The sequence below is a fragment of the Brachybacterium sp. NBEC-018 genome, assembly GCF_024860185.1.
Classification (GTDB): domain Bacteria; phylum Actinomycetota; class Actinomycetes; order Actinomycetales; family Dermabacteraceae; genus Brachybacterium; species Brachybacterium rhamnosum.
This window is the reverse complement of sequence record NZ_CP100650.1, coordinates 3,005,227-3,021,699: the sequence shown is the minus strand read 5'-3', so window position 1 is coordinate 3,021,699 and position 16,473 is coordinate 3,005,227. Positions and strand designations below refer to the sequence as shown.

Annotated in this window: 14 protein-coding genes; 2 read left to right on the top strand and 12 right to left on the bottom strand. The window is 73.6% G+C overall.

The window, feature by feature from the left end; genetic code table 11:
• Nucleotides 1-51: 51 nt before the first annotated feature.
• The 9 genes from NLU66_RS13715 to NLU66_RS13675 form a co-directional block, all read right to left on the bottom strand.
• Nucleotides 52-987, bottom strand: coding sequence for an aldose 1-epimerase family protein (locus NLU66_RS13715; protein WP_259360198.1), 936 nt, complete (start codon nucleotides 985-987; stop codon nucleotides 52-54).
• Nucleotides 984-1,763 carry a LutC/YkgG family protein gene (locus NLU66_RS13710; RefSeq protein WP_259360197.1) on the bottom strand — a complete coding sequence of 260 codons (780 nt, stop codon included), beginning with the start codon at nucleotides 1,761-1,763 and terminating at the stop codon, nucleotides 984-986. Before NLU66_RS13710 ends, NLU66_RS13715 begins: the two co-directional genes overlap by 4 nt.
• Entirely contained in the window at nucleotides 1,760-3,343 is a 1,584-nt protein-coding gene (locus NLU66_RS13705; RefSeq protein WP_259360196.1) for a LutB/LldF family L-lactate oxidation iron-sulfur protein, read from the bottom strand. Before NLU66_RS13705 ends, NLU66_RS13710 begins: the two co-directional genes overlap by 4 nt.
• Nucleotides 3,340-4,125 carry a (Fe-S)-binding protein gene (locus tag NLU66_RS13700; RefSeq protein ID WP_137771054.1) on the bottom strand — a complete coding sequence of 262 codons (786 nt, stop codon included), beginning with the start codon at nucleotides 4,123-4,125 and terminating at the stop codon, nucleotides 3,340-3,342. The genes NLU66_RS13705 and NLU66_RS13700 overlap by 4 nt, the downstream gene beginning before the upstream one ends.
• 45 nt (nucleotides 4,126-4,170) lie before the next feature.
• Nucleotides 4,171-5,661 carry a malate:quinone oxidoreductase gene (locus NLU66_RS13695; RefSeq protein ID WP_259360195.1) on the bottom strand — a complete coding sequence of 497 codons (1,491 nt, stop codon included), beginning with the start codon at nucleotides 5,659-5,661 and terminating at the stop codon, nucleotides 4,171-4,173.
• Nucleotides 5,662-5,792: 131 nt separating this feature from the next.
• Nucleotides 5,793-6,482, bottom strand: a complete 690-nt coding sequence (locus NLU66_RS13690) for a response regulator transcription factor (RefSeq protein WP_259360194.1) — start codon at nucleotides 6,480-6,482, stop codon at nucleotides 5,793-5,795.
• Nucleotides 6,479-7,747 (bottom strand): sensor histidine kinase, encoded by a 1,269-nt coding sequence (locus NLU66_RS13685; protein WP_259360193.1) that lies wholly within the window; start codon nucleotides 7,745-7,747, stop codon nucleotides 6,479-6,481. The genes NLU66_RS13690 and NLU66_RS13685 overlap by 4 nt, the downstream gene beginning before the upstream one ends.
• Nucleotides 7,744-8,889, bottom strand: a complete 1,146-nt coding sequence (locus NLU66_RS13680; RefSeq protein ID WP_259360192.1) for a hypothetical protein — start codon at nucleotides 8,887-8,889, stop codon at nucleotides 7,744-7,746. Before NLU66_RS13680 ends, NLU66_RS13685 begins: the two co-directional genes overlap by 4 nt.
• Nucleotides 8,890-8,961: 72 nt before the next feature.
• A complete protein-coding gene (locus NLU66_RS13675) occupies nucleotides 8,962-9,636 on the bottom strand; it encodes a YesL family protein (RefSeq protein WP_259360191.1) in 675 nt (224 codons plus the stop codon).
• A 181-nt stretch (nucleotides 9,637-9,817) separates the two neighbouring features.
• Between NLU66_RS13675 and NLU66_RS13670 the strand changes: the two genes are divergently transcribed.
• Nucleotides 9,818-11,125 carry an alpha-L-fucosidase gene (locus tag NLU66_RS13670; RefSeq protein ID WP_259360190.1) on the top strand — a complete coding sequence of 436 codons (1,308 nt, stop codon included), beginning with the start codon at nucleotides 9,818-9,820 and terminating at the stop codon, nucleotides 11,123-11,125.
• Nucleotides 11,122-12,594, top strand: coding sequence for a sulfatase-like hydrolase/transferase (locus NLU66_RS13665; RefSeq protein WP_259360189.1), 1,473 nt, complete (start codon nucleotides 11,122-11,124; stop codon nucleotides 12,592-12,594). Before NLU66_RS13670 ends, NLU66_RS13665 begins: the two co-directional genes overlap by 4 nt.
• Before the next feature lie 19 nt (nucleotides 12,595-12,613).
• On the opposite strand, the gene NLU66_RS13660 is transcribed toward NLU66_RS13665, so the two are convergent.
• From NLU66_RS13660 to NLU66_RS13650, 3 genes are read right to left on the bottom strand one after another with little or no spacing between them, the layout of a single operon-like run.
• The gene (locus NLU66_RS13660) at nucleotides 12,614-14,419 is read right to left on the bottom strand and encodes an extracellular solute-binding protein (RefSeq protein WP_259360188.1); all 1,806 of its coding nucleotides are present in this window, start codon (nucleotides 14,417-14,419) and stop codon (nucleotides 12,614-12,616) included.
• A gap of 55 nt (nucleotides 14,420-14,474) precedes the next feature.
• On the bottom strand, nucleotides 14,475-15,494 hold the full coding sequence (locus NLU66_RS13655) for an ABC transporter permease (RefSeq protein WP_259360187.1): 1,020 nt from the start codon (nucleotides 15,492-15,494) through the stop codon (nucleotides 14,475-14,477).
• 6 nt (nucleotides 15,495-15,500) lie between these two features.
• Nucleotides 15,501-16,448: a carbohydrate ABC transporter permease gene (locus NLU66_RS13650; RefSeq protein ID WP_259360186.1), complete on the bottom strand. Its 948-nt coding sequence runs from the start codon at nucleotides 16,446-16,448 to the stop codon at nucleotides 15,501-15,503.
• Nucleotides 16,449-16,473: the final 25 nt, after the last annotated feature.

The following is a 16,473-nucleotide window of genomic DNA, read 5'->3' as shown; positions in this document are numbered from 1 at the left end:
AGGGTGACGGGCCCGAGCTCGTCCTGCGGTGCGCCGCTCAGCGGCGGGCGGTCACCAGCCGCGGATCGTCCAGGCCGCGGAGTGCTCGGCCGCCGGACGCAGCCGCACCACGTCGGTGCCGGAGCGGAAGGCGTCCGGCGGGCAGGTCATCGGCTCGGTCGCGAGACCCAGGCGGTGGTTCTCCGGCTCGGGGCGGTCCCCGGTGTGCAGCTGGAGCCACGGGCACTCCTCGCCCGCGCTCAGCTCGACGCCCGTGCCGCCCGGGGCGGTGACCGTCACGGTCAGCCGGCCGTCCTCGTCCCGTGCGAGATCCGTGAACGCGTGGTCGATGAAGAGGTCGCCGATCACGCGCGGCGACGAGAAGTCGAAGTCGGAGCCGGGGGCGACCGGGGCGGTGCCGGTGGGCAGCAGGCGGTCCTCGGTCACCGTGAGCACGGTCGCCGCGGCGACCTGCAGGGTCCACGTGTCCAGCGGCTCCGGCCCCGCGACGAGGTAGGGATGGGGGCACACGCCGTAGGGGGCGTCGGCCGCGCCGAGGTTCCGGGCGGTGACGGTGGTCGTCAGGCCCGTGCCCTCGTGCAGCGCGTAGCGCACCGTGAGCAGCAGGTGGAAGGGGTAGCCGGTGGTGGGGAACAGCTCGGTGCGCAGCACGAGCTCGTCCTCCCCGGCCTCGGCGACCGCGAACTCCTGGAAGGAGACCAGGCCGTGGAGGGCGTTGCCCCGCTCGACCTCGGTGATCGGGGTCTGCAGCTCCTGGCCGTCCCAGGTGTAGGCGCCGTCCCCGATGCGGTTCGGCCACGGGGCGACGATCGCGCCGCGGTAGTGGGCCATGGGGCCCTGCTCGGGGCTGCGGACCAGCAGGTCGCGGCCGCCGACGGTGAGCGACTCGAGGGTCGCGCCCACGGTCGAGACCTCGGCGCGGTACGGCCCGGCGGCGAGGGCGAGCAGCGCGCCGCGGTCGCGGGAGGCGGGGGAGGGGACGGTCATCGGGAGGTCTCCTGGGAGGTCGGGGCGGAGGGGGCGGCGCCGTCCGGTGCGGCGGAGCCGGGTTCCGGCTCCGGTTCCGGCTCGGGGTCGACGAGGACGACGTGCAGCTGCCGGGGACCATGGACACCCTCGACGCGCTCGAGCTCGATGTCGCTCGTGGCGCTCGGCCCGGAGATCAGGGTCCAGGGGGAGGCGGGGTCCTCGCCCATGCGCTCGATGCCCTTGGGCACGCCGAGCACCACCTGGTCGGCCTGCACCACGACCACGTGGCGGTCCGGGACGAGGGTCAGCGCCCGGCGCCCGGAGAGGTCGTCGGAGCGCAGCACGAGGGTGCCGGTCACCGCGATCGCTGTGTGGCAGCCGGTGAGGACCGCGTCGATCACGTCGAGCTCACGGGGACCGGGGGTGCCGTCGTCGACCTGCACGGTCGCGGCGACCTGCGCGGTCCACCCCTCGGGGACGCCGGGCGGGACGATCACCGATCCGGCGCCGTCGAGCGCCTCGGCGATCGCGGCCGGGAGCTGGGAGGGCGTCGTGCGGTGCACGGTCGCGCGGTAGTCCGCGATGCGCTGGGCGAGCACGTCGCGCACCTTGGCGGGGTCCGTGGAGACCTCCTGGCGGTCGTCGGCCCGCTGGTAGTCGCGGGGGACGTCGTCCGCCTCGGTGACCGCGTCGCGACGGGGCACGTCGAGGGCGGCGCGGAGCCGCGCCATGATCTCCTCCTTGGCGCTCAGCCCCGGGGTGCGGACGGGCCTGGGAGCGGGCCTCGTGCTCATGCCTGGTCCTCCTGCTGCTCGTCGCCGCCGGTCGCGGGTGCGTCGCCCGCCCCCGACGTCGACCCCGCGGCGCGCTGCTTCTCGTGCTGGTCCCACCAGGAGCGGAAGGACGGCCCGGGCTTGGGCAGGTCGCGGTGGTCGGTCCAGCCCGGGACGATCGGCAGCGCATGGGGCAGCGTGCCGATGTTCTTCCCCGGCATCACCTTCGCGAGCGTGCCCGCCGAGCGGACGGCGATGTCGTAGGCGCGGGGGGAGGACATGAGGCGGCTCGCGCCCTTCATCGACACGTCCCAGGCGCCGTGGAACTCGCCGCGGGTGCCGCGACGACGGTCGACGTCCTTCGCGCGCAGGTGCACGAGGATCGCGGGGATGTCGATCTTCACCGGGCACACGTCGTAGCACGCGCCGCACAGGCTCGAGGCGTACGGCAGGGTCGCCGAGGGGTCCTCCGCGTCCTGCACACCGGTCATCTGCGGGGAGAGGATCGCCCCGATCGGGCCGGGGTAGGTCGAGCCGTACGCGTGGCCGCCGGCGCGCGCGTACACGGGGCACACGTTCAGGCAGGCGGAGCAGCGGATGCAGTGCAGCGCCGAGCGGCCGTCCGGGTCCTCGAGCACCGCGGAGCGGCCGTTGTCCAGCAGCACCAGGTGGAACTCCTGCGGGCCGTCGCCCTCGCGCACGCCCGTGAAGAGGGTCGTGTACGGGTTCATGCGCTCCCCGGTGGAGGAGCGCGGCAGGAGCTGGAGGAAGACCTCGAGGTCCTGGAAGCTCGGCACGACCTTCTCGATCCCCACGACGGAGATGAGGGTGCGCGGGAGGGTCAGGCACATGCGGCCGTTGCCCTCGGACTCGACGACCACGAGGGTGCCGGTGTCCGCTACGGCGAAGTTCGCGCCCGAGACCGCGACGGAGCCGGGGGAGTCCAGGAACTTCTCGCGCAGGTAGCGGCGGGCGGCGCCCGCGAGCTCGGCGGGGTCGTCGGTGATCGAGGGGTCGAGGTCCGGCATCGACTCGAGGAAGATCTCGCGGATCTGCGCGCGGTTGCGATGGATCGCGGGGACCAGGATGTGGCTCGGCGTGTCCCCGGCGAGCTGGACGATGAGCTCGGCGAGGTCCGTCTCGATCGCGCGGATGCCCGCGTGCTCGAGGGTCTCGTTCAGCGCGATCTCCTGCGTGGCCATCGACTTGACCTTGAGGATCTCGCGGGCACCGCGCTCGATCGCGAGGGAGGTGACGATCTCGCCGGCCTCCTCGGCGTCCCGTGCCCAGTGCACGGTGCCGCCGGCCGCGGTCACGGACGCCTCGAGCTGCTCGAGCAGCTCCGGGAGGTGATCGGTGACCTGCCACTTCAGGGCGCTGCCGGCGTTGCGGAGCTTCTGCCAGTCGCGCACCTCGCGCACCACGCCGGCGCGCTTGGCCTGGATCGTGGTCGTCGCGTGGCGGAGGTTGCCGCGCAGGACCTCGTCGGTCAGCTCCTCGCGGGCGGCGGCGGGGAACCCGCGGGTCCCGCGCAGCGTCGAGGAGGGGGAGGCGTGCTGCGGGCGCACCGCCGGCATGCCCAGGTTCACGGTCGCGCTCATGAGGCCCTCCCGAGGATCGTCTCCGAGGGCACGAACGGCTCCTCGCGGGTCGAGGCGAGGATCTGCGCGAGGTGCACGGGCCTGGGCGCCGCGCCCGTGCGGTGCAGCTTCCCGCCGATGTTCATCAGGCACGAGGCGTCGCCGGCGACGACGAAGTCCGCGCCCGTGCGCACCACGTTCGCGGCCTTGTCGGTGACCATCGCGTCGGAGGTCGCGTCGTTCTTCACCGAGAACGTCCCGCCGAACCCGCAGCAGGTGTCCGACTCCGGGAGGTTCACGACCTCGATGCCCTCGACGGCCCGCAGGAGCTTCAGCGGGCGCGGTCCCACCTTGAGCACGCGCATCGAGTGGCACGTGGGGTGGTAGGTGACGGTGTGCGGGAAGTAGGCGCCGACGTCGGTCACCTTGAGCACGTCCACGAGCAGCTCGGAGAGCTCGTAGGTCTTCGCGGCCACGCGGCCGGCGCGCTCCTCGAGCTCGCTGTCCCCCTCGTGCCGTGCGACGAGCGCGTGCTGGTCGCGGACGCAGCCGGCGCACGAGCCCGAGGGCATGACGATCGCGTCGACCTCGTCGAGCGCGGGCTCGAAGGTGTCCACGAACTGCCGCACCACGGGAGCGGCCTCGGTGTAGTAGCCGGTGTTCGTGTGCATCTGCCCGCAGCAGGTCTGTCGGCGGTCGAAGACCACCTCGTGGCCGAGCCGCTCGAGCAGACGCACCGTCGACGCGGCGACGTCGGGCGCCATCACGTCCACCAGACAGGTGGTCATCAGCGAGATGCGCATGGGGATCCCTCCCGGGTCCGCGGCCCCGGGAGGGCCGCCTGGTGGTCAGTCGTGGGTGAGGCCGAGGGCCGCGGCGGTGCGCTCGAGGGAGGCGTGCGCGGCGTCGGCGTCCGAGGAGAGCGGGGTGCCCCAGCTGGGCACCATGCGCGCGATGATCGGGCGCCAGGCGTCCTGGCGCTCGGGGAACATGCGCGTCAGCAGGCGGATCATGATGTCCGTCGCGGTCGAGGCGCCGGGGGAGGCCCCCAGCATGCCGCCGATCGAGCCGTCCGCCGCGGTGATCACCTGCGTGCCGAACTGCAGCACGCCGTGCTTGTCCTTGTCCGGGGCGATGACCTGGACCCGCTGGCCGGCGGTGATCTGCTCCCAGTCCTCCGGCCGCGCCGAGGGCATGTACTCCTCGAGCGCCGCGAAGCGCTGCTTCGACGTCGCGGCGAGCTGGGAGGCGAGGTACGTCATGAGGTCGAGGTTCGGCGGCGCCACGGCCATCATGCGGGTGACGTTCTTCGGCGTGATCGAGGTGAAGAGGTCGGTGTAGCTGCCGGTCTTGAGGAACTTCGGGGACCAGCCGGCGTACGGGCCGAACATGAGCGAGCGCTCGCCGTCGATGTACCGGGTGTCGAGGTGGGGGACGCTCATCGGCGGCGCGCCGACGGCGGCCTTGCCGTAGACCTTCGCGTCGTGACGGGCGATCACCTCGGGGTTCGTGCAGCGCAGCCACTGCCCGGAGATCGGGAAGCCGCCGAAGCCGTCGATCTCGGGGATCCCGGCCTTCTGCAGCAGCGGCAGGGCGGCGCCGCCCGCGCCGACGAACACGAACGGGGTGCGCACGACCCGGGTCTCGCCGGTGCTCGTGGAGCGGGACATGACGCCCCAGTCCGTGCCCATGCGGCGCAGGTCCACGACCTCCCAGCCGGTGCTGACGGTCGTGCCGACGCGGCGCGCGTGCTCGAGCAGCAGGCCGGTCAGCGCGCCGAAGTCGACGTCGGTGCCGTCCGGGGACCAGGTCGCGGCGATCGTCTCGGTGACGGGGCGCTCCTGCGCGACGAGCGGCGCCCACTCGGAGAGCTGCGCGTGCTCGGTCGTGAAGCGCATCCGGTCGAACAGGGGGTTCGCCGTGAGCGCCTCGTGGCGGCGGCGCAGGTAGTCCACGCTCTCGATCCCGTGGACGAAGCTCATGTGGGGCACGGAGTGGATGAACGCGCCGGGGTCCCCGATGCGGTCGTTCTCCACGAGGTGCGCCCAGAACTGGCGGCTCACCTGGAACTGCTCGTTGATCGTGATGGCCTTGGCGGGGCTCACCGAGCCGTCGACGTCCTGCGGCGTGTAGTTGAGCTCGCACAGCGCGCTGTGGCCGGTGCCGGCGTTGTTCCAGCCGTCGCTCGACTCGAGGCCGATGTCGTCGAGCTTCTCGATCACCTGCACGTCCCAGTCGGGCTCGAGCTCGCTGATCATCGCCGCGAGGGTCGCGCTCGCGATGCCCCCGCCGATCAGCACCGCGTCCGCGCGGGTCACGTCCACCCTGAGGTCAGCCATGTCTCTCCGTTCCAGCTGGTTCGTGTGCTCCCGGCGACGCACGGCCCCCGCATCGCCGCGGGGGTGCGGGCGCGCCTGCCGGGCGGCCGCGTCCCAGCGTATCCCCCCTGGCCTGTGCATGCTCCGCGCGCTCACCCCGGCCCGGGGTCCACGAGCCCGCTGCGGTAGGCGGTGACGACGGCCTGGGTGCGGTCGCGGGCGCCGAGCTTGGCGAGCACGGCGGCCACGTGAGTGCGGACCGTCTCGAGGCCGAGCACGAGGTGCCCGGCGATCTCGGGATTGCTCATGCCGAGCGCGAGCAGCTCGAGCACCTCCTGCTCCCGCGGGGTCAGGGCGGGGCCCTCGCGGCGCGCGCCCCGGGCCCGCGGCCGCAGCAGATCCCGCACCGTCCCCGGGAACAGGAGGCTCGTGCCCCGGCCGACGGTGCGCACCGCCTGCACCATCTCCTCGGCCGTGGCCCGCTTGAGCAGGAAGCCGGAGGCGCCCGCGAGGAGCGCGTCGGCCACGTGGTCGTCGTGAGCGAAGGTCGTCACCACGAGCACCGTGGGAGGGTCCGGCTCGCGCAGCACGAGCTCCGTCGCGCGGATCCCGTCGATCCCCGGCATGCGGACGTCCATGCAGACGAGGTCGGGTCGCAGGGAGCGCACGAGCGCGGGGACCTCGGCGCCGTCCGCCGCCTCGCCGACGACGTCGATGTCCTCCTCCGCGTCGAGGATCAGCCGCAGCCCCTGCCGGACGAGCGGCTCGTCGTCCACGACGAGGACCCGCAGGGGAGGGGGCCCGTCCGTGCGCGCGCCCGTGGTGCTCGGGTCGGGTGTCATGAGGAGCTCCGATGCTCGGGTCGGGTCAGCAGGGGGAGGTGGGCGACGGCGCGCCAGACGGGCGCGCCGGGGTCGTCGGCCGGGCCGGCCTCGAGGCTCCCGCCCAGCAGGCCCGCCCGCTCGCGGAGGCCGTCCAGCCCGTGGCCGCGTCGCCGGCCGGGGGTCGAGGGACGCGTCTCCGGCAGAGGATTGACGACCTCGAGGCGCAGCTCGTCCTCCGTGTGCCCGACGTGCACCTCCACGGGGCCCGGGCCGCCGTGACGGGCGGCGTTGGCGAGGAGCTCGGCGAGGATCCGCTCGAGATGGCGGGAGACGAGCGGGGCGACGTCGGCGGGGAGATCCATGTGCGCGCGCAGCGCCATGCCGGTGCGGCGGTGCCGGTCCAGGAGGGCGTCGAGGGAGCGCGCGGGCGGCGGGCTCGTGGGCGGGGCCGCCTCGCGCTCCTCGCGCAGCACGGCCAGCACGGCGTCGAGCTCCGCGGTCGCCTCCCGGGCCGTGCTCTCGACGGCCTCGAGGGCGCTCGCCGCGAGCGCCGGGTCCCGCTCGCCCACGCGCCGTGCGGCGGCGGCCTGGATGCCGATCGCGGTGAGCGCGTGGCCGATCCCGTCGTGGAGGTCGCGCGCGATCCGCCGGTGCTCCTCCTCGCGGTCCGCCCGGGCCTGGGCGGCGGCGAGGCGGTCGGCCGGGGTGGGACCCAGCAGCCGCGGAGCGAGGAGGGCGCCGAGGAGCCCCAGCGGCCATGCGCCGCCCAGGCCCAGGGCGACCTCGACGAGGCCGAGCGGGACCCGCAGGGCGCGCCCGGCCCCGTCGAGGGGGAGCGCCGGGCCGACCCCGGTCGCGCTGCCCGTGGCCGCCTCGACGAGGGCCGCGACGCCGCCGGGGAGGACCATGCCGAGCAGGGACACGACCGCGAGCCCCAGCAGCTGGTGCAGGACCACGAAGGCGACGGTGCGCACCCGGTGCCCGGCGCGGGGCGCCTCCGGGACGATCAGCTCGCCGCGCGCGCCGAGCATGGCGCGGGCGCCGGTCACCTCGAGCTCGCGGACCCCGGGCACGAGCCCGAGCAGGGAGCCGATCAGCACGGCCGCGATCGCGCACAGCGCGAAGGCGGCCGGGGGCGGCGTGCCCAGCACGGCGCGGGGCCCGGCGACGATCCCCACGAGGACCACGGCGAGCGCGGCGACGAGCAGGACGACGGCGAGGCCGATGGCCGCACCGGCCATCAGCCACGCCGTCCGTCGCCCGAGGCGTCGCAGGGAGCTCACGCCCCCATCCTGTCCTGTCCCGGGGTCGAGGGGAGGGCGATCCGGGCGCGGGCCTCGCGGGAGGTGCTCCCGGCGCCGAGCCGCTCACCGGCGAAGCCCCACACCGCGAGCGCGAGGGACGGGCCCCAGAGCCACAGCGGGAAGATCAGCGCGAACTCGAGCACGAGCGCCGGGTCCATCATCGCCGCGCCGTGCAGCGTCGGGACCGCCGCGAAGCACAGCAGGGAGGCGACGAGGCCACCGGGGACGACGGCCGCGGCGAGCGGCACGGGGCGCCCGGCGACCCCGGGCATCCAGCGCGGGAAGACCTGCGCCCAGGGGGTGATCAGCAGCAGGGTGAGCAGCGAGCCGAGCAGGCCGCCCGCACCGAGCAGGATCCCCCACAGGCGCATGTCGGCGGCGAGCTCCACCCCGTCGGGGGCGAACATCGGCCACGGGGTGAGCCAGGTGGCGCGCGCGGCGGCGTAGGGCAGCGGGCCGGCGGCGGCGAGCACGGTCAGCGGCACGCGGTGGTCGGTGACCCAGGTGGTCGCCCGGCGCGCGGCGCGGGTGCCCCGCGCGACGAGGACGAGCGTGACCGCCCAGCTCGCCCCGATCAGGACGGGGAGCAGCGCGAGCACCATGTCCGGGATCCCGGCGAGCATCTTCGGTCCGAGGTCCCCGGCGAGGGTGAGGATCACCCCGCCGCGGAGGACGAGACCGGCGACCAGGGCGAGGCCGGCGATCGCGGCGACGATCCGGCCCGGTCCCCTCCGACGCAGCCCCTGCACGATGAGGATCACCACGGCGACGGGCACCGCGAGCGCGGTGAGATAGCCGGCGACCATGAGCGTGGACATCGAGGCGGTGCCCACGCCGATCACGAGGACGTGCAGGGCGGCGACCGCCGCGAGCAGCGCGCGGGGAACGCGCCCGGCGAGGGCGAGGCCACCGCTCAGCACGCCGAGCGCCGCCGTGAGGAGCACGGCGCCCGCGGTGAGGGCCGGGGAGGTGAGGGCGATCAGGAAGGAGGTCTGCGGGGTGGGCCGGGGCAGGGGGCCGTCCGGGAACAGGACGAGGGTGAGCACCGCGAGGATCGCCGCCGCGCTGAGCGCGACGCCGGTGACGAGGTGGGGGCGGATGAGGTCCGGTCTGGTGTCCATGCGTCGAGCCTTCCCGGCGCCCCCGCGGCACGTGTCCCCCGTGCGGGGGAGATCGCTCCCCGCACGGGGGACTCAGGCCGCGGCGGTCGACGCGTCGATCTGCGCGAGCAGCTCCGTGATGCGGCGGGACAGGAGCGCGACCGCGAGCTCGACCGCGACCGCCGGTCCCAGCAGCAGGGCCAGCGGCCACAGCAGCGAGCAGGCGAGGGACCACAGCAGCACGAGGAGCACGAGCGCGACGGCGCGCAGCGGGAGGGCGCCCGGGAGCAGCAGCACGAGGCGCCAGCACACGAGGGGGTCCTGACGCCGCACCCGCGGGGAGACGGCGATCGCTGCGAGCGCGATGGTGGTCCAGGCGCCCGCGATCGCGGCGACCACGCCGAGCGCGAGCGTGGCGCCCGGGCCGCCGGCGAGCCCCGCGGTCGCGATCCACAGCAGCATGAGCGCACCGCCCTGCACGAGCAGCAGCGGCAGCATCCGCAGGTTCGCGCGCACGAGCTCCTCCCGGAAGCTGCGCCACATGCGGGGCAGCACCCGGGCCCGCTCGCCCTCGCGCAGGGCCAGGACGACCTCGGCGGCGGCGATGGTGGCGGGACCGATGCCGAGCAGGACCAGGCCGGCGACGGTGAGCACGAGCCAGGTGAGGCTCATGAGGACGAGGACGGCCACCCGCTCGATCGCCTCGTTCATGCGCATCGCCCAGGAGGGGATCTCGGAGGGTCCGGAGGGGCGGCGGGAGTCGTCCATGCGGCTCAGGGTAGTGGGGTGCGGGGGCCGGACGCGTCCGCGCCCGCCGCGGGGCCGGCCCCTCCCACATCCCCACGAGAGACCCGATGTCTGATGCGGGATTCTGTGGGGCGAGCACATCCGTCCGGGGAGTCCTGCAGGAGCTCTGGTGCAGAGGACCGATCTCTGCTGGGATGGTGGCATGCCTGCTCCCACGTCGCCGTCGCCCGATCCGGCCCCGGCCCCCTTGGTCCCCCTGGTCCCCACTCCCGCGCAGCTCGCCTGGCAGGAGGACGGCCTCGGCGTCTTCTTCCACGTCGGCGTGAACACCTTCGCCGGCCTCGAATGGAGCGACGGCACCCTCGACCCGGCGATCTTCGACCCCACCGACCTCGACGCCGACGACTGGGTGGGCACCGCGGCCTCCCTCGGCGCCCGGTACGTGGTGCTCACCGCGAAGCACCACGACGGCTTCTGCCTCTGGCCCACCGCGACCACCGACTACTCCGTCGCCTCCTCGCCCTGGAAGGACGGGGGCGGGGACGTGGTCCGGGAGGTGGCCGATGCGTGCGCGCGGCACGGTCTGAAGCTCGGGCTCTACCTCTCCCCGTGGGACCGCCACGCCCCCGAGTACGCGGACCCCGCCGCCTACGACGCCCTCTACCTCGCCCAGCTGCGCGAGCTGTGCACCGGCTACGGCGAGCTCCACGAGCTGTGGTTCGACGGCGCCGGATCCGCCGGCAGGGAGTACGACTGGGAGGCGATCGGGGCGCTCGCCGCGGAGCTCCAGCCCGGCGCGATGATCTTCAACATGGGACCGGCGACGATCCGCTGGGTCGGCAACGAGGACGGCCTCGCCTCCGACCCCGTCGAGTACGTGACCACGAGCGCGGACCTCAACAACTACGACGCGGACACGATCGAGACCGCCGCGCCCCGCTACCTGCCGCCCGAGTGCGACGTGTCCCTGCGCAGGGGATGGTTCTGGCAGGAGGGGGAGGAGCCCAAGTCGCTGCCGCACCTGCTCGCGATCCACGACCGCTCGATCGGTCTCGGCGCGAACCTGCTGCTGAACATCCCCCCGGACCGTCGCGGCCGGATCGACCCGGCGGACGCCGCGCGCGTCGCCGAGCTCGCCGCGGCGCTCGAGGCCCGGTTCGGTCGCCCCGTCGCCGCGGAGACCCTCGAGCAGCAGGCCGGCACCGTGCGGGCGCACCTTCCCGCGGGCACGAGGTTCGATCACGTCGAGATCCGCGAGCGCCTCGTCGAGGGCCAGCGGGTGCGGGCGCACCGGGTGCGCGGCGCGGACGGCGCCCTCCTCGCCGAGGGCGGCACGGTGGGCGTGCGTCGGATCCACCGGCTCGATCGCGCGGTCGACGCGGACGAGCTGACCATCGTGCTCGAGGGGGAGGGCGCCGTGCTCGAGGCGGTCCTCGTGCACGACGCCACCGGCGCTCCCGTCCCGGACCTCACGGGCGCGGGGAGGGCGAGCACCGAGGAGCCGCGGTGAGCGCACCGGCGCCGCCGGACCCCACCGCGGAGCCGCCGAACCTCCTGGTCGTCCTCACCGACGACCAGGGCGCGTGGGCCCGCGGCGCCGTCACCCCGGAGTTCCGCACGCCCGTCCTGGACCGCCTCGCGGCGGAGGGGACGGTCCTGGACCGCTTCTTCTGCGCATCCCCCGTGTGCTCCCCGGCGCGCGCCTCGCTGCTCACCGGGCGACTGCCCTCCGCGCACGGGATCCACGACTGGCTGCGGCCCGGGGCCGTCGCGCCCGGCCCGCAGGGCGACCTCCTCGCCGGGGTCCCCACCTACCCGGAGCTGCTCGCCGGGGCCGGCTACCGCTGCGCCCACGTCGGGAAGTGGCACGTGGGGAGCTCCGCGGCGCCCGCGCCGGGGTTCGAGCACTGGTACGCGCACCGCCTCGGCGGGGGCCCGTACCGGGATGCGCCGATCTGGGCGATGGACGCGGCGACGGGGCGCCCCGAGGCCCCTGCACGCGAGACCGTCGAGCCGCGCTACTTCACCGACGCCCTCGGGGACGAGGCCGTCTCCTTCCTGCGCGGCCACGTCGCCGCGGGGGACGCCCGGCCGTTCCTCCTGCAGATCGCGACGACCGCCCCGCACGACCCGTGGACCGGCGGGAACCACCCCGAGGAGCTCCTCGCGCTCTACGGGGACACCGACTTCCCCTCCGTCCCCGACCCGGAGCCGCATCCGTGGCTGCGCCGCGACGCCTGGGCCGGTCCGCTCGCGGACCGCCGCGCGCACCTCGCGGGCTACGCGGCGGCGGTCTCCGGTGTGGACCGCATGCTGGGCGGGGTGCTCGAGGAGCTGGGCGAACTGGGCCTCCTGGACTCCACGATCGTCCTGTTCCTCTCCGACAACGGCTTCTCCTGCGGGCACCACGGCATCTGGGGGAAGGGCAACGGCACCTGGCCGCTGAACTTCTGGGAGGACTCGATCCGTGTGCCCTTCCTCGCCTGGGGCCCGGGGCGCATCGCCGCCGGCCGGGTCCGGGAGGACCTCGTGAGCGCCACGAGCCTGCTCGAGACCCTGCTCGAGCTCGCCGGCATCCCCGCACCCCCGGACCCGCTGCGCGGCGGGAGGAGCGTCGCCGCGCTGCTGCGGGAGGACGGGACGGCCGACGGGCCCGCGCCGGTGCCCGGCACCGAGGTGCTGATCCTGGACGAGTACGGCGACAACCGCATGCTCCGCACCGAGCGCTGGAAGCTCGTGCTGCGCCGGCGCGGCCCCACCGAGCTGTACGACCTGAGCTCCGATCCCGGCGAGCAGCACGACCTCTCCGCCGACCCCGGCCACGCGGACGTCCGCGCGGCGCTCGCCGAGCGCCTGCACGCGGCCTTCGCGTCCCGCACGACCACGGCGGCCGACGGCTGGGAGCTGTCGGTCTCCGGCGACGGTCAGACCGGGCCGCTCGACGGGAGCGTGCCCGGCCCGTTCGTCCCGGGCCCCTGATCCGTCGAGGAGCGTCGGCTCAGGCGCGAGCGGCGTCGGCCTCCGCGAGGACCTCCAGATAGCGCTCGGCCCCGGCCGCGTTCAGCGTCGAGACGTACGCGTCCCAGTCCGCGTCCGATCCGGCGTCCGTGGTGCCCAGGCACATGGCCACGGCCCCCTGGACGTAGGCCGCGTCGAGGTTGGTGCGCAGCTCGCCGACCTCCGCCGCCTGGGACTGGTCGAAGTACGGCATGACGAACAGGGACTCCGCCGGGGAGCGGAACTCCTCGTAGGTGACGCCGGCCCGGTAGATGCCCGGCTCGATCGAGTTCGCCTCGTTCACGGCCTCGCCGTGGCGGACGTCCATCCCGAGGTTGAACACGCCGTGCTCCTCCCAGGTCTCGTTGTCCGGGGCCTCCCCCTCCCGCTCCACCTTCTTGTAGAGGGCGGGACGCTCGTCGATGCCCGTGTCACCCTTCCCCGCCCAGGTCCAGGCCTCGTCCTGCGGGCCCAGGCGCATGCTCAGCGTCGACAGCAGCGAGAGCTGGAAGTCCGCCCAGCGCACCAGCGTCTCGGGATCCTCCGTGCTCGCCGGGATGACGAGGCCCACCGAGCCGGCCCCGGGGGCGTCGTTCCACGGGATGACCGCGGTGCCTCCCGGTCCCGTGAACGGCCGCAGCGGGGTGAACTCGCGGAAGCGCGCGTCGGGCTTCTCGTACTCGACGGTCGAGAAGCTGCCCGGCGAGACGCCCTGGACGACGCCGACCCGGCTCCCGGCGGTGTCCATCGCCATCCGGATCAGCTGGTCGTTCGTCTGCGTGAAGGCGTTGGGGTCCACGAGGCCGTCCTTCGCCCAGCGCGCCATCGTCGAGTAGACCTCGCGCATCCCCTCGTCCAGCGGGGTGTAGACGATCGTGTCCCCGTCCCGGCGCAGCTTCTCCACGCCCGCGTCGAGGTGGGCGGCGGTGACGAGCGCGAGCGGGAGGTCGTCCTTGTGCCCGGAGAGCGGCGCGATGCCGGGCACGGCCTGCTTCATGCCGCGCAGCATCTGCTCGAACTCCTCGATCGTCGCCGGCTGCTCGGAGAGGCCGGCCGCCTCGAGGGAGGGCTGATGCACCCACGTGCGGGAGGCGGAGGAGCGGCAGTGGTAGCACTGGTTGACCGAGGGGAAGGCGTACATGGCGCCGTCCGGGGCGGTCCAGGCGGCGCGGAAGTCCGGGTTCTGCTCGAAGACCTCCGCGAGCTGCGGGGCGAGCCGGTCGATGAGCTCGTCGAGCGGGCGGAACAGCCCCTGCTGGCCGTAGACGAACAGCTCCGAGCGCGTGAACCCTCCCATCCATTCCGGACCCAGCATGAGGGCGTCGGGCAGGTCGCCTCCGGCGAGGATCGCGTTGACCTTCGGGGCGCCCTCGTCCCCGCGGGGGACGGTGCTGTAGGCGACCTTCACCCCGGTGCGCTCCTCGAGGTACGCGGAGAAGGTGTTCGTGGCGGGATCGAAGTTCTCGAGCGCGCGGGTCGTGATCGTGAAGGTCGTGCTGCCGTCCCCGAAGGGCTCGGACTCGCGGGCCCGGGGGCCCACGTACCCCTCGGGATAGGGCACGCCGTCGATCTCCGGCCCCAGCTCGACCTCGAGGGCGGCGGAGCCCTGCTCGTAGTCGACCGTCGCGACCTCGCCGGCGCCGCCGTCGGAGGATCCGCCCCCGCAGCCGGCGAGGAGCGCGGTCGCGGGAGCGGCGCCGAGGGCGGCGAGGAGGCTGCGGCGCGCGAGGCGCGGTGCGGGATCGGCGGCGCCGTTCCCGGCGCAGTCCGGGCAGTCGGGGCGGTGCGGGGCGGGGGATGCGGTCATGGGGCTGCTCCTGACGGATCGTGGAGGGGGAGGGGAACAGGTCCGGGGCACGGCCTCAGAAGAGGCCTGCCTTGGTGATGCGCCGGGACAGGGCGTTCACGGCGACCAGGAGCACGAGCCCCACGACGCTGCGGAACAGGCCGATCGCGGTCGCGTAGCTGTACTGCGGGATCGGGCTCTTCAGACCCACCTCGTACACGTAGGTGTCGATGACCTGGGAGGTCGTGAGATTCAGCGGGTTCTGCATGAGCAGGACCTTCTCGAAGCCGACGCTCATGATCGAGCCGACGTTGAGGATCATGAGCACGATCGCGATCGGCAGGATCGCGGGCACGTCGATGTGCCACATGCGGCGCAGGTGCGAGGCACCGTCGACCTTCGCCGCCTCGTGCAGCTCCGGCGGGACCGAGGACAGCGCGGCGAGGTAGATGATCGCGCTGAACCCTGCGGTCTGCCAGATGCCCGACCACACGTAGGTGTGCCGGAACCAGCCGGGATCGGTGAGGAACGCCGGGGGAGCGATCCCCAGCAGCTCGAAGGTGTGGGGGACGATCCCGGTCTGCGGGTCCAGCAGCATCACGAGGATGCCGACGACCACGACGACCGAGATGAAGTTCGGCGCATAGGTGATCAGCTGGACGATGCGGGAGAAGTACTTCTGGCGCACCGCGTTCAGGGCGAGCGCGAGGATGATCGGGATCGGGAACCCGGCGACCAGCTCGTAGAGCGCGAGCACGAGGGTGTTGCGCAGCAGCGGCCAGAAGTTGTAGCTGTGGAGGAACTTCTCGATGTGCTTCCAGCCCACGAAATCGGAGCCGGTGATGCCGCCGACGGGGGTGAAGTCGCGGAAGGCGATCTGGATGCCGTACATCGGCCAGTAGGCGAACAGCGCCACCCAGACGAGGGCGGGGAGCAGCAGCAGGTACAGCTGCCACGAGTGCCGGATCCGGCGCGAGAGGGGCACGGTGCGGCGGTTCTCGAGCTCGGGGCCCTGGGCCCGGCGTCGGCGCCGCTCCTTGCGAGGGGTGTCGTCGACGCGCAGCTGGTCGACGAAGGTCTCCTGGTCGGTGCTCATGGCGGGTCAACCCTTCAGGGAGCCGATCATCATGCCCTTGACGAAGTGCTTCTGCACGAACGGGTAGGCGATGAGCGGGGGGATCGAGGCGATGATGATCAGGGCGTACTTGAGCTTGTCCGCGAGCTGCTGCATCTCGGCGATGCGCTCGGGGTCCGCGTTGGCCATCTTGGAGGGGTCGAAGGTGTTCTCGAGCAGGATGTTCCGCATCACCAGCTGGAGCGGGTAGAGGCTCTCGTCGGTGAGGTAGATGAGGCCGTTGAAGTAGGCGTTCCAGGTCGCGACGCCGTAGAGCAGGAGGTTCACGGCGAGGATCGGCTTGGACAGCGGCAGCACGATCCGGAGGAAGAAGCGCATGTCGCTCGCGCCGTCGATGCGGGAGCACTCGAGGAGCTCGTGGGGGATCGTCGTCTGGAAGAAGGTGCGGGTGACGATGAGCTGCCAGACGCTCACGGCGCCGGGCAGGATCATCGCCCAGATCGTGTTGAGCATCCCGAGCTGCTGGACCACCAGATAGGTGGGGATCATGCCGCCGGAGAAGAGCATCGTGAGCACGAAGACGAGGGTGAAGAGGTTGCGCCCCACGAGGTCGGAGCGGGAGAGGGCGTACCCGCCGGTCACGGTCACCGCGGTGCCGATGAGCATCGCCGAGCCCGAGTACAGCAGCGAGTTGAGGAAGCCGCGGGTGATCGCGGGGTAGTCGAGGACGGCCTGGTAGGCGTCGAAGCCGAAGCCGACGGGCCACAGCCACATCTCGCCGGAGGAGACCGCGGCGGGGTCGGAGAGGGAGGCGCTGACGATGTACACGAAGGGGTAGAGGATCGTGAGCGTGAACAGGGCCAGCAGGACGATCAGGACCACGTTCAGCGCGCGGTCGGACCGCGGCTCCCTGATGTGACGGGTCGTCGCCGGGCGGGACGTCGCGGGCGGCGACGTGATCGCGGGGGCTGCCATGGAGCGGTCCTTCCTGCGGGGGACG

Coding starts and splice junctions, on each gene's coding strand:
- NLU66_RS13710 (WP_259360197.1), bottom strand. CDS start 1,763: ATGAGCACGAGGCCCGCTCCCAGGCCCGTCCGCACCCCGGGGCTGAGC.
- NLU66_RS13650 (WP_259360186.1), bottom strand. CDS start 16,448: ATGGCAGCCCCCGCGATCACGTCGCCGCCCGCGACGTCCCGCCCGGCG.
- NLU66_RS13660 (WP_259360188.1), bottom strand. CDS start 14,419: ATGACCGCATCCCCCGCCCCGCACCGCCCCGACTGCCCGGACTGCGCC.
- NLU66_RS13700 (WP_137771054.1), bottom strand. CDS start 4,125: ATGCGCATCTCGCTGATGACCACCTGTCTGGTGGACGTGATGGCGCCC.
- NLU66_RS13680 (WP_259360192.1), bottom strand. CDS start 8,889: ATGGACACCAGACCGGACCTCATCCGCCCCCACCTCGTCACCGGCGTC.
- NLU66_RS13705 (WP_259360196.1), bottom strand. CDS start 3,343: ATGAGCGCGACCGTGAACCTGGGCATGCCGGCGGTGCGCCCGCAGCAC.
- NLU66_RS13670 (WP_259360190.1), top strand. CDS start 9,818: ATGCCTGCTCCCACGTCGCCGTCGCCCGATCCGGCCCCGGCCCCCTTG.
- NLU66_RS13655 (WP_259360187.1), bottom strand. CDS start 15,494: ATGAGCACCGACCAGGAGACCTTCGTCGACCAGCTGCGCGTCGACGAC.
- NLU66_RS13695 (WP_259360195.1), bottom strand. CDS start 5,661: ATGGCTGACCTCAGGGTGGACGTGACCCGCGCGGACGCGGTGCTGATC.
- NLU66_RS13690 (WP_259360194.1), bottom strand. CDS start 6,482: ATGACACCCGACCCGAGCACCACGGGCGCGCGCACGGACGGGCCCCCT.
- NLU66_RS13675 (WP_259360191.1), bottom strand. CDS start 9,636: ATGGACGACTCCCGCCGCCCCTCCGGACCCTCCGAGATCCCCTCCTGG.
- NLU66_RS13715 (WP_259360198.1), bottom strand. CDS start 987: ATGACCGTCCCCTCCCCCGCCTCCCGCGACCGCGGCGCGCTGCTCGCC.